We start from the raw sequence: 12176 nt of genomic DNA on the forward strand, positions 1-12176 counted from the left end.
TGTTTGAGAACTGCACAGTGGACGCGAGCATCTGTGGCCAAGTTTTTAAGGGCGCACGGTGGATGCCTTGGCACCAGGAACCGATGAAGGACGTGGGAGGCCACGATAGTCCCCGGGGAGTCGTCAACCAGGCTTTGATCCGGGGGTTTCCGAATGGGGAAACCCGGCAGTCGTCATGGGCTGTCACCCGCTGCTGAACACATAGGCAGTGTGGAGGGAACGCGGGGAAGTGAAACATCTCAGTACCCGCAGGAAGAGAAAACAACCGTGATTCCGGGAGTAGTGGCGAGCGAAACCGGATGAGGCCAAACCGTATACGTGTGAGACCCGGCAGGGGTTGCGTATACGGGGTTGTGGGATCTCTCTTTCACAGTCTGCCGGCTGTGAGACGAGTCAGAAACCGTTGATGTAGGCGAAGGACATGCGAAAGGTCCGGCGTAGAGGGTAAGACCCCCGTAGTCGAAACATCAGCGGCTCGTTTGAGAGACACCCAAGTAGCACGGGGCCCGAGAAATCCCGTGTGAATCTGGCGGGACCACCCGTTAAGCCTAAATATTCCCTGGTGACCGATAGCGGATAGTACCGTGAGGGAATGGTGAAAAGTACCGCGGGAGCGGAGTGAAATAGTACCTGAAACCGTGTGCCTACAAGCCGTGGGAGCGTCGGACATCAAGCTTGCTTGGTGTCTCGTGACTGCGTGCCTTTTGAAGAATGAGCCTGCGAGTTTGCGGTGTGTTGCGAGGTTAACCCGTGTGGGGAAGCCGTAGCGAAAGCGAGTCCGAATAGGGCGATATAGTAGCGCGCTCAAGACCCGAAGCGGAGTGATCTAGCCATGGGCAGGTTGAAGCGGCTGTAAGAGGTCGTGGAGGACCGAACCCACCAGGGTTGAAAACCTGGGGGATGACCTGTGGTTAGGGGTGAAAGGCCAATCAAACTCCGTGATAGCTGGTTCTCCCCGAAATGCATTTAGGTGCAGCGTCGTGTGTTTCTTGCCGGAGGTAGAGCACTGGATAGGCGATGGGCCCTACCGGGTTACTGACCTTAGCCAAACTCCGAATGCCGGTAAGTGAGAGCGCGGCAGTGAGACTGTGGGGGATAAGCTCCATGGTCGAGAGGGAAACAGCCCAGAGCATCGACTAAGGCCCCTAAGCGTACGCTAAGTGGGAAAGGATGTGGAGTCGCACAGACAACCAGGAGGTTGGCTTAGAAGCAGCCACCCTTGAAAGAGTGCGTAATAGCTCACTGGTCTAGTGATTCCGCGCCGACAATGTAGCGGGGCTCAAGCGTACCGCCGAAGTCGTGTCATTCCAGCATATACCCCCAACGGGGGCTGGGATGGGTAGGGGAGCGTCGTGTGCCGGGTGAAGCTGCGCCGGAAGGCAGTGGTGGACGGTTCACGAGTGAGAATGCAGGCATGAGTAGCGATACATACGTGAGAAACGTGTGCGCCGATTGACTAAGGGTTCCTGGGTCAAGCTGATCTGCCCAGGGTAAGTCGGGACCTAAGGCGAGGCCGACAGGCGTAGTCGATGGATAACCGGTTGATATTCCGGTACCCGCTGTGAAGCGTCAAACATCGAATCAGGCGATGCTAAGTCCGTGAAGCCGCCCCGATCTCTTCGGAGTTGAGGGGAGTGGTGGAGCCGACGGACCAGACTTGTAGTAGGTGAGTGATGGGGTGACGCAGGAAGGTAGTCCAGCCCGGGCGGTGGTTGTCCCGGGGTAAGGGTGTAGGCCGTGCGGTAGGTAAATCCGTCGCACATAAGGCTGAGACCTGATGCCGAGCCGATTGTGGTGAAGTGGATGATCCTATGCTGTCGAGAAAAGCCTCTAGCGAGTTTCATGGCGGCCCGTACCCTAAACCGACTCAGGTGGTCAGGTAGAGAATACCGAGGCGTTCGGGAGAACTATGGTTAAGGAACTCGGCAAAATGCCCCCGTAACTTCGGGAGAAGGGGGGCCATCACCGGTGATGACATTTACTGTCTGAGCTGGGGGTGGCCGCAGAGACCAGCGAGAAGCGACTGTTTACTAAAAACACAGGTCCGTGCGAAGCCGTAAGGCGATGTATACGGACTGACGCCTGCCCGGTGCTGGAACGTTAAGGGGACCGGTTAGTGCACTTTCGGGTGTGCGAAGCTGAGAACTTAAGCGCCAGTAAACGGCGGTGGTAACTATAACCATCCTAAGGTAGCGAAATTCCTTGTCGGGTAAGTTCCGACCTGCACGAATGGCGTAACGACTTCTCGACTGTCTCAACCATAGGCCCGGTGAAATTGCACTACGAGTAAAGATGCTCGTTTCGCGCAGAAGGACGGAAAGACCCCGGGACCTTTACTACAGTTTGATATTGGTGTTCGGTTCGGCTTGTGTAGGATAGGTGGGAGACTGTGAAGCATGCACGCCAGTGTGTGTGGAGTCGCCGTTGAAATACCACTCTGGTCGTGCTGGATGTCTAACCTCGGTCCGTGATCCGGATCAGGGACAGTGTCTGATGGGTAGTTTAACTGGGGCGGTTGCCTCCCAAAGAGTAACGGAGGCGCCCAAAGGTTCCCTCAGCCTGGTTGGTAATCAGGTGTTGAGTGTAAGTGCACAAGGGAGCTTGACTGTGAGACCGACGGGTCGAGCAGGGACGAAAGTCGGGACTAGTGATCCGGCGGTGGCTTGTGGAAGCGCCGTCGCTCAACGGATAAAAGGTACCCCGGGGATAACAGGCTGATCTTCCCCAAGAGTCCATATCGACGGGATGGTTTGGCACCTCGATGTCGGCTCGTCGCATCCTGGGGCTGGAGTCGGTCCCAAGGGTTGGGCTGTTCGCCCATTAAAGCGGTACGCGAGCTGGGTTTAGAACGTCGTGAGACAGTTCGGTCCCTATCCTCTGTGCGCGTAGGAATATTGAGAAGGGCTGTCCCTAGTACGAGAGGACCGGGACGGACGAACCTCTGGTGTGCCAGTTGTCCTGCCAAGGGCATGGCTGGTTGGCTACGTTCGGAAAGGATAACCGCTGAAAGCATCTAAGCGGGAAGCCTGCTTCGAGATGAGTATTCCCACCCCCTTTGAGGGGTTAAGGCTCCCAGTAGACGACTGGGTTGATAGGCCAGATCTGGAAGCCCGGTAACGGGTGGAGGTGACTGGTACTAATAGGCCGAGGGCTTGTCCTCAGTTGCTCGCGTCCACTGTGTTGGTTCTGAAACCACGAACAACCCCATGCAAGGTCACGCATGGTGCGGTTGACAGTTTCATAGCGTTTCGGTGGTCATAGCGTGAGGGAAACGCCCGGTTACATTCCGAACCCGGAAGCTAAGCCTCACAGCGCCGATGGTACTGCAGGGGGGACCCTGTGGGAGAGTAGGACGCCGCCGAACTAATTTTGAATGGGAAACCCCCGCACCTTATGGTGCGGGGGTTTTCTGCGTTCCGGAGGGAAGCGGAGATGGGGAACACTTGGGGATATGCGATACGACCTGGTCATCTTCGACAATGACGGCGTCCTCGTGGACAGTGAGCCGATCTCCAACAAGCTCCTCGCCGGCTATCTGACCGAGCTCGGGCACCCCACCTCGTACGAGGACTCGCTGCGCGATTACATGGGCGGCGCCCTCCATCGCGTACACGATCTGGTGTGGGAGCGGAGTGGGCAGCGGCTCCCCGTGGACTTCGACGAGGTCTTTCACGCGCGGGTGTTCTCCGCCTTCGAGCGTGAGCTGAAGCCTGTCACGGGAGCCGCCGAGGTGCTTGAGGAACTCGCGGCGGACGGGGTTGCGTACTGTCTCGCCTCTTCCGGGAGTCATGAGCGGATTCGGGTCGGGCATCGCGCGGCGGGGCTCGACAAATGGTTCGACGAGAAGCGGGTCTTCAGCTCGCAGGATGTGGGGCGGGGGAAGCCGGCGCCCGATCTCTTTCTCCACGCGGCAAAGCGGATGGGTGTGGCGCCCGGGAGGTGTGTGGTCGTGGAGGACAGTCCGCTCGGGGTGCAGGCCGCTGTGGCGGCGGGAATGGACGTCTACGGGTTCACCGCGATGACGCCCGCCGAACGGCTTTCGGGGGCCACCCAACTCTTCGGGGACCTGAAGGAGTTGCCGTCCTTGTTGGCGTGACCGGGGGCGGTCACCGGGGCTGACATCTGTCACGGTCAGGTCCGGACAATCGTTTCTGTCGGTGTACGGGGGCCGGCGGCGAAGCTGTGGGTGTCGCGAGAGCACGGGACGTACGCAGCTTCGACGGAGGAACCCGACCCGGCTCGCGGCCTGGGAGCGGCTGAGTGCCGGGCGCGGGCGGTTCGCGCGGCTGGAGCGGAAGTATTCGGTGATGTGGGGCGGGGCGCTGTTCGCGGAGGCGATGCTGAGGGTCGTGGGGGCGTACACGCTGTCGGTGGACACCATGGTGTGGGCGGGTGGGGTGATCGCGACCGTCACCTTCACGCTCACGATCTTCGTCAGCGGGGCGCTGGTCATCGGGCCCATGGAGAAGATGGTCGGGGCGACCTTGTCGTACGCCCGTTCCTTCGCCCCGGGAGCGGACCGATACGGTGACGGGCATGAGCGGCCGCGCACAGTTGATGTGGGACGAGGCAGTCACGGGCTATGACTTCGGCCCGGGGCACCCCATGGACCCGGTCAGGCTCGCGCTGACCCGAAGTCTCGTCGGTGCCTTCGGGCTCGACGAGGAGCTGGACGTGGTGGCGGCCAAGCGCGCAGGGGACTCGACGCTGCGGCTCGTGCACCGCGAGGACTACGTGGCGGCGGTCAAGGCGGCCTCCCTCGATCCGGCGTCCGCGCGAGGGGAGTACGGCCTCGGCACCGAGGACGACCCGGCGTTCGCGGGGATGCACGAGGTGTCGGCGCTGATCGCCGGGCAGTCCGTGGGGGCCGCCGAGGCGGTGTGGCGCGGTGAGGCCCTGCACGCGGTGAACTTCTCGGGCGGGCTGCACCATGCCATGCCCGGCGGCGCCTCCGGGTTCTGCGTCTACAACGACGCGGCGCTGGCGATCGCGCGGCTCCTGGAGCTGGGCGCCGAGCGCGTCGCGTATGTGGACGTCGACGTGCATCACGGGGACGGGGTGCAGGCCGCGTTCTGGGAGGACCCGCGGGTTCTCACGATCTCGCTGCACGAACACCCGCGGACGCTCTTCCCGCAGACCGGGTGGCCCGAGGAGACCGGCGCGGCGGGCGCGGCCGAGGGGTCCGCCGCCAATGTGGCGCTGCCGGCCGGGACGGGTGACGCGGGGTGGCTGCGGGCCTTCCACGCCGTGGTGCCCGAACTGCTCGCCCAGTTCCGGCCGCAGGTGCTCGTGACGCAGCACGGGGCCGACACGCACTTCGAGGACCCCCTCGCGCATCTCGCGGTCTCGCTGGACGCGCAGCGGGCGGTGCAGGTCGCCTGCCACGAGCTGGCGCACGAGTACGCCGACGGGCGGTGGGTCGCTCTGGGGGGCGGGGGATACGCCGTCGTGGACGTGGTGCCGCGGTCCTGGACGCATCTGGTCGCCATCGCCGCGGGGCGGCCCGTGGAGCCGGCGGCGGTGGTCCCGGAGGCCTGGCGGCAGGAAGTGTTCGCCCGTACGCGGCAGTTGGCGCCCGGGCGGATGACGGACGGGCGGTGGCCCGTGGACTGGCGGGAGTGGGAGGCGGGGTACGACCCGGCCGACCGGCTCGACCAGGCGGTGCTCGCGGCCCGGCGGGCGGCTTTCCCGCTGCGCGGGCTGCTGCCCTGACCTCGGGCATGCCCTGACCTCGGCTCACCTGGCTCCGGAGGATACGAGCAGTTAGGCCAACTGTGCGTTGTTTTTCGGGTTTTCGGGGAGGCCGCGGATGAAATGCGCCACGATCGCCCTGTGTTGACCACCGGCGCTCTGCGTGCCCACCTGTTGGCGGCTCGGCTGGCCGGGCCCGTGGCCACGTCCAGGGAGAGCAGCCTGCGCAGTTATCGGCTCTTCGCGGCCCGGGACCCCCGGATGCTGCTGGGGCTCGACCCCGAGTGGAGCTGGGGCCCCGCGGACCTGTTGCGGCTGATGGCCGACAAGTGCGGGGTGTCCGCCGACCCCCGGCACACCACGGGGACCGACGTCATCGATCCGGAGCGGACGCTGAGGGCGCTCGACGCGTTCGCGGCGCGGCTCGCGGAGGCGGCGCGGAGGCGGCTTCCCGTACTCTTCGGGACCGGCCACCCGCACCGACTGCTGGGGTTCTACGCCGCGTTGGCGGACGCCTTGTCGGCGGCCGGATGCACCGTCCTCACCCCCGCGCAGGGTCGCAGTGTCGACATAACGACCCGGTTCGGCCTACGCACGTACAACCTTGACTACGTACAAGGAGTCGCGCTGGTGCGCGAACCCGGCGTGCGTTCCACCGGGAGTGAGACCGGCGCACACACCCACTCGCCGCTCCCCGTTCGGGCCGTCCTGGGGGCCGCGGCACAGGCCGGCGGGCCCCTTCCCGAACTCGTCGTCGGGGACCACGGATGGGTCTGCGGAGCAGGTCAGCTGGGGTTCGAGGCCATCGGTCTGGCGGATACGGACGATCCCGCGCTGTTCGTCGGAGAAGCCGAGGGACGGGTGTCCGTCGTCGTTCCGCTTGATGACGCCGTGCGGTCTGATTACTACCGGCCGCTTACTCGCTATGTACTCAATCGAGCGTGTCTGTCACAGTAGGCGGCCGATGGCTGCTCCTCTTCCCCACTCGCATCATCCGCCCCTAGTCTGGGGAGTGAGCGCGCAGCGACGAAGAGTCACCGGAAGGGGAAGCCGGTGCCCGTCATGTGCGGAAGGTTCAGGTGGGGTGTCATGGCTGATAACCAGAGGCCGCTGAACGAGGTTCAGTTCCTGACCGTGGCGGAAGTCGCCTCGGTGATGCGAGTGTCCAAGATGACCGTGTACCGCTTGGTGCACAGCGGTCATCTGCCCGCCATTCGGGTCGGAAGGTCCTTCCGGGTGCCCGAGCAGGCGGTTCACGAGTACCTCCGCGAGTCCTATGTGGGGGTCGAGGCAGGCTGAGCGACGGACTCGCGGGCCCCTCGCCGCAGGGGTCCCGCGAGATCCTTTGGCCCTCGATTACGTCCCTCACGCGGAGGCGGGTAGGCTAGGCCGACGTAGGTCGTGTGGGCCCAGTCTGCTGCCCCGCACCGAGTGAAGAGAAGTGAGCGAGGGTAGTCGTGGGCTCTGTTATCAAGAAGCGTCGTAAGCGGATGGCCAAGAAGAAGCACCGCAAGCTGCTGAAGCGCACTCGCGTTCAGCGTCGCAACAAGAAGTAGGCGATCGCTGCACAGCGGGTTTCGAAGCCCTCCCACCACCGGTGGGAGGGCTTCGGCATGTTCGGGGGCTCCTCCGCGCGGTACTTGAGACACGGGCGGTTGGTCCGTACGTAGCCCTGTGTCCGTCGTCACTTCACGCAGCGCGCGGTCCTCACAGCGCGACACCGACCCGCTAGCGTGGGCCGGGACACAGTCCACGTGTGCGGCGAGGTTGGGGAAAGGCAGGCGCTGATCTTGGGCAAGGTCGTGCTCGTGACCGGAGTGGCCCGGCAGCTGGGCGGACGGTTCGTCCGGCGGATTCAGCGCGACCCCGAAGTCGAACGGGTGATCGCCGTCGACGCGGTCCCGCCCGAGCACCATCTGGGCGGCGCCGACTTCGTCCAGGCCGACATCCGGCAGCCCGCGATCGCCAAGGTGCTCGCCGAGTTCGATGTGGACACGGTCGTCCACATGGACGTCACGGCCACCGCGCTCGGCCGGGGCGGCAGGGGCTCGGTCAAGGAGACCAACGTCATCGGGACCATGCAGCTGCTCGGTGCCTGCCAGAAGTCGCCGACGGTCAAGCGGCTCGTGGTGAAGTCCAGTACGAGCGTGTACGGCTCCGCGCCCAAGGACCCGGCGGTCTTCACCGAGACGACGCCGCCCAAGTCCCTGCCCAGCGGCGGCTTCGCCAAGGACATCGTCGAGGTCGAGGGCTATGTGCGGGGCTTCGCGCGGCGCCGGCCCGACGTCGCGGTCTGCGTGCTGCGCTTCGCGAACATCCTGGGGCCCGACGCGGAGTCGCCGCTCGCCGAGTATTTCTCGCTGCCGGTCCTGCCGACCGTCTTCGGCTATGACCCGCGCCTGCAGTTCGTCCACGAGGACGACGCCGTCGAGGTGCTGCGCCTGGGCTCGCACGAACCGCGGCGCGGCACGCTCAACAGCGGCACGTTCAACATCGCGGGCGACGGCCAGCTGCTGCTCTCGCAGTGCTCGCGGCGGCTCGGCCGGCCGACCGTGCCGGTGCTCCTGCCGGCCGTCACCTGGGTCGGGTCGGCGCTGCGCACGCTCGGCGCGACGGACTTCTCGCCGGAGCAGATCCGCCTGCTCACGCACGGCAGGGTCGTGGCCACCCGGCAGATGCGCGAGACTCTGGGGTTCAGGCCGAAGTACACGACCGCGGAGACCTTCGCGGACTTCGTACGCAGCCGTGGTCCCGGACTGCTGCCGCCCGCTGCCCTCGCCGGGGCAGTCGACCGGATCGCCGCGCTGCCCTTCGCGGGCGGCAACCGATGCGCCAACTGAGGAGAGCGTCAACGATGGCGGACGCCAAGGTCATTCCGTTCGACGACGACCGTTCACGCGGGGGTGCGCAGCGCACGCCGCGCCGCAGGGCCGCGCCGCGGCGCCCGGGCGATCCCGTGGCCGTGACGGAGGTCAAGACGCTCCCGGCCCAGCAGGCCGCCGAGGAGCCGCCGCCCCCGCGCCCGGAACCCGAGGACCGGGCGCGGGAGGCGCGTGGCGGCGGCTGGGACCGGCGCATCGCGGGCGGCCTCGCCTTCCTGCGGCGCCGGCTCACCGGTGAGTACGAGGTCGACGACTTCGGCTACGACGAGGAACTCACCGACCAGGTCCTGATGTCGCTGCTCCGCCCGTTCTACGAGAAGTACTTCCGGGTGGAGGTGAAGGGCGTCGAGAACATCCCCGCCGAGGGCGGTGCGCTGATCGTCGCCAACCACTCCGGGACGCTGCCGCTGGACGGCCTGATGATGCAGGTGGCGGTGCACGACCACCACCCGCGGGGCCGGCACCTGCGCCTGCTCGCCGCCGACCTCGTCTTCATGCTGCCGGTCATCAACGAACTGGCCCGCAAGGCCGGGCACACGCTCGCGTGCGCGGAGGACGCGGAGCGGCTCCTGGAGCGGGGCGAGCTGGTCGGGGTGATGCCGGAGGGCTTCAAGGGCATCGGCAAGCCGTTCAGCGAGCGCTACAAGCTCCAGCGGTTCGGCCGCGGCGGCTTCGTCTCGACGGCGCTGCGCACGGGCACCCCGATCGTGCCGTGCTCGATCGTCGGGGCGGAGGAGATCTACCCGATGATCGGCAACGCCAAGACGCTGGCGCGGGTGCTGGGGTTCCCGTACTTCCCGATCACACCCACATTCCCGTGGCTGGGCCCGCTGGGCGCGGTGCCGTTGCCGACGAAGTGGACGATCCAGTTCGGCGAGCCGATCCCGACGGACGGCTACCCGCCGGAGGCGGCGGAGGACCCGATGCTGATGTTCAACCTGACGGACCAGGTGCGCGAGCAGATCCAGCACACGCTGTACAAGCTGCTGGTCCAGCGGCGGTCGGTGTTCTTCTGAGCGCCGGTTCCGCCGGTTCCTTTCCGTAGGCGCATACGCGCGTACGTGATCGGGGGCGCCCCCCTGGGTGGAGGGCGCCCCCGATCACGTACTGGCGAGGGCTACTTCGCGTCCTCCTCCTCGATGCCGAGTTCCGGCAGCAGGCCGGGCAGGATCGGGGGCAGGGTGACGTCCGGCTTGGCCGAGGGGCTGTCCTTGCCGGGCTTGCTCCTGCCGTCCGACGGGGCCGGTGACGTCTTCTTGTCGTCCGGCGGGTCGAGGAGACCGCCCACGCTGCCGCCGAGCACGTCGTCGTCCGTCTCGTGCGGCGAGGAGGGCCTCGGCTTGCTGTCGCCGCGGCGGGGGTCGCCGTCGTGGCCGCCTCCGCTGCCCGAGGGGGTGGAGGAGCGCCCGTCCGTGCCCTGGGAGCCGGTGGGGCCCTCGGGGGCCCGGCCGGGCTTGCCGTCCTTCTCGGGGGCGCGGGGCAGCAGCGAGCGGAGCGGCTCGACCTCGTCGTCTATGGCGTCGAAGACGGAGTCCACCTGCTTGCCCACATCGCCCAACTGGACCGGCAGGCGGCCCTGGAGCTCGCTCCAACTCTGGCGGTGCGAGCGGGAGAACGCGGACAGTGCCTGGATGGGGCCGAGCGCCCCGTCGCGTTCGTACGCCTCGAGGAGCAGGCGGTGGCCCTCGGTGGCGTCGTGCCGCATGCCGGAGAGGGCCCGCCTGATCTCGCCGACGGACTCGTGGTCCAGGGAGCCGGCGCGGTCGCGCTCCATGAGCCTGCGGGCTTCGTTCAGCCGGGTCGAGGCCTGGTCGAGGTAGATCTGGCCCCGGTCGACGTCGCCGTCGGCCATGCCCAGCTTGAGGTCCTCCATGCCGCGCTTGAGGCCGTACAGCGAATCGCCCGGCAGGGCGTCGGAGCTGGCGGCGGCGACACCGCCGAAGGCACCCGCGGCGACGCCGACGGTGAGACCGCCGGCGGCGATGCCTTTGGACAGCCGGGAACGGGGCCGCAGCTTGTGCAGCGGACCCGCGCGGTGGGCGCCCTTGCGGGAGCGCTGTTCGGGCACCGCGGCACTGCCGCCGCCCTCGAGGAGCATGGCTTCCATCGCGGCCACGAGCTGCGCGCGCTGGACGACCTTGACCTCGGGGTCGAGGGCGGGTTTCGGCAGCGCGTCGAGACCGTCCGCCAGGGCCAGCATGCGGCTCTGCTCGGTCGGCTCGGCGCGGGCCGCGGTGGTTTCGGGGGACTCCACGGACGCGGCCGCGGGCGCGGTGGACGCGGAGTCCTCGGACTGCTCGGCCGCCGGGTCCTGGTCGGAATGCTCCTCCAGGGCCTGGGCGAAGGCGTTCGCCCGCCGGTGGGCCGATACGTTCGCGATCACTGGCGGCACCTCCTCTCGTCAAGACGGTCGACTCCCCAGGGGGTCCTGAGGGTTGCATGGCCTGACCACGTCCACACGATCGGGTGAGCGAGTGAGGTGTCCTCCGCTCGGGGCGAGAAGGAGGAACGTCAGGTTGCGACCACAGGGAGCCTGCATCCCGCACAACGAGCGGCGCGGCACTTGGGTTACGGACGGCGGATGATCCGACCGCCAGGAATCGGCGAAGGGCCGTGGCGGCCATCTGGCCGCCACGGACGGTGATTTGGGCGCCACGGAGCGTGCGTGGCGCCGGCGCGTCAGCGCGCGTCGTCCGGGAGGAGGCGGGCGAGGGTGCGCACCGCGCGGTACTGGAGGGTCTTGATCGCGCCCTCGTTCTTGCCCATGACGCGCGCGGTCTCGGCGACGGAGAGGCCCTGGAGGAAGCGCAGGGTCACGCATTCCTGCTGCTGGGGGTTGAGGCGGCGGACGGCTTCGAGCAGTGCCGCGTTCGAGAGGGACTCCAGGACGGAGTCCTCGGGGCTGCGCTCGACCTCGTTGGCGTCGAGCATTTCGCCGGTGGTCACTTCGAGGCGGAATCTGCTCGATTTGAAGTGGTCGGCGACGAGATTGCGGGCGATGGTGACGAGCCAGGCGCCGAAGTCGCGGCCCTGCCAGGTGAAGGTGCCGATACGGCGCAGGGCGCGCAGAAAGGTCTCACTGGTGAGGTCCTCGGCGGTCGCCTTGCCGCCGACGCGGTAGTAGATGTAGCGGTAGACCGTGTCGCTGTACTGGTCGTAGAGGCGGCCGAAGGCGTCGGACTCGCCGGCCTGGGCGCGTTCGACGAGGTCCATCATGCGGGCGCTGTCGCTGTCCGCGGCGGGACGGCGGTGGGTGGGCGTGGAGGTGGCGGCAGCGGCGCCGGAACGGGCCCGTCTGCTGACTGCCCGCCCGTCTCCCGACCCCCGCCCCGCAAGGACGGCACTCCGTGCCGGCACCTCCTCAAGGCCGTCAGCCAGGGCATAGCACGGCCCGGCGGGTGCCGGGACGGCGAAGGCGGGGACGGCGGGGACGGCGTACGCGGTGGGGACGAAGCCGCGCAAGCGGTCGAGGACCGTTGCGCGCAGCGTAGCCAGGCCCGAGGCGTCAACCCCGACGTGTGGGTACACGGGACTCCCAGAGGCAGAGCTTCCATCACGTGCAGTACGGAACCTTTCACTCGTCGTAGCGACGTGTGGGGTCCG

The 12176-nt window shown here is 66.9% G+C and carries 10 protein-coding genes and 2 rRNA genes; 10 read left to right on the forward strand and 2 right to left on the reverse strand.

Annotated features, from left to right (window positions below):
- The first annotated feature begins 35 nt into the window (after positions 1 to 35).
- The 10 genes from J2N69_RS21000 (at position 36) to J2N69_RS21045 (ending at position 9589) form a co-directional block, all read left to right on the forward strand.
- Positions 36 to 3160: ribosomal RNA gene (locus J2N69_RS21000) — 23S ribosomal RNA — on the forward strand.
- A gap of 87 nt (positions 3161 to 3247) precedes the next feature.
- Positions 3248 to 3364 (forward strand): 5S ribosomal RNA (gene rrf, locus J2N69_RS21005).
- 87 nt (positions 3365 to 3451) lie between these two features.
- A complete protein-coding gene (locus J2N69_RS21010; protein WP_230902151.1) occupies positions 3452 to 4096 on the forward strand; it encodes an HAD family hydrolase in 645 nt (214 codons plus the stop codon).
- Positions 4097 to 4304: 208 nt separating this feature from the next.
- Positions 4305 to 4586, forward strand: a complete 282-nt coding sequence (locus J2N69_RS21015; RefSeq protein WP_230902152.1) for a DUF3159 domain-containing protein — start codon at positions 4305 to 4307, stop codon at positions 4584 to 4586.
- A complete protein-coding gene (locus J2N69_RS21020; RefSeq protein ID WP_230902153.1) occupies positions 4537 to 5712 on the forward strand; it encodes an acetoin utilization protein AcuC in 1176 nt (391 codons plus the stop codon). The genes J2N69_RS21015 and J2N69_RS21020 overlap by 50 nt, the downstream gene beginning before the upstream one ends.
- 120 nt (positions 5713 to 5832) lie before the next feature.
- A complete protein-coding gene (locus J2N69_RS21025; protein WP_127909247.1) occupies positions 5833 to 6648 on the forward strand; it encodes a phosphatase in 816 nt (271 codons plus the stop codon).
- Positions 6649 to 6780: 132 nt separating this feature from the next.
- Positions 6781 to 6990: a helix-turn-helix domain-containing protein gene (locus J2N69_RS21030; protein ID WP_157996488.1), complete on the forward strand. Its 210-nt coding sequence runs from the start codon at positions 6781 to 6783 to the stop codon at positions 6988 to 6990.
- 158 nt (positions 6991 to 7148) lie between these two features.
- Positions 7149 to 7247 (forward strand): 30S ribosomal protein bS22, encoded by a 99-nt coding sequence (locus J2N69_RS21035; RefSeq protein WP_003948845.1) that lies wholly within the window; start codon positions 7149 to 7151, stop codon positions 7245 to 7247.
- 234 nt (positions 7248 to 7481) lie between these two features.
- Complete coding sequence (locus J2N69_RS21040) at positions 7482 to 8531, forward strand: NAD-dependent epimerase/dehydratase family protein (protein ID WP_230902154.1); 1050 nt, start codon at positions 7482 to 7484, stop codon at positions 8529 to 8531.
- A 14-nt stretch (positions 8532 to 8545) separates the two neighbouring features.
- Complete coding sequence (locus J2N69_RS21045) at positions 8546 to 9589, forward strand: lysophospholipid acyltransferase family protein (RefSeq protein WP_230902155.1); 1044 nt, start codon at positions 8546 to 8548, stop codon at positions 9587 to 9589.
- 101 nt (positions 9590 to 9690) lie between these two features.
- On the opposite strand, the gene J2N69_RS21050 is transcribed toward J2N69_RS21045, so the two are convergent.
- Together J2N69_RS21050 and J2N69_RS21055 are read right to left on the reverse strand one after the other, a co-directional pair.
- Positions 9691 to 10956, reverse strand: coding sequence for a DUF5667 domain-containing protein (locus J2N69_RS21050; RefSeq protein WP_230902156.1), 1266 nt, complete (start codon positions 10954 to 10956; stop codon positions 9691 to 9693).
- A 296-nt stretch (positions 10957 to 11252) separates the two neighbouring features.
- Positions 11253 to 12101 (reverse strand): ECF subfamily RNA polymerase sigma factor, BldN family, encoded by an 849-nt coding sequence (locus J2N69_RS21055; protein ID WP_230902157.1) that lies wholly within the window; start codon positions 12099 to 12101, stop codon positions 11253 to 11255.
- Positions 12102 to 12176: the final 75 nt, after the last annotated feature.

Source organism: Streptomyces huasconensis, assembly GCF_021028635.1.
In the GTDB taxonomy this organism is placed as follows: domain Bacteria; phylum Actinomycetota; class Actinomycetes; order Streptomycetales; family Streptomycetaceae; genus Streptomyces; species Streptomyces huasconensis.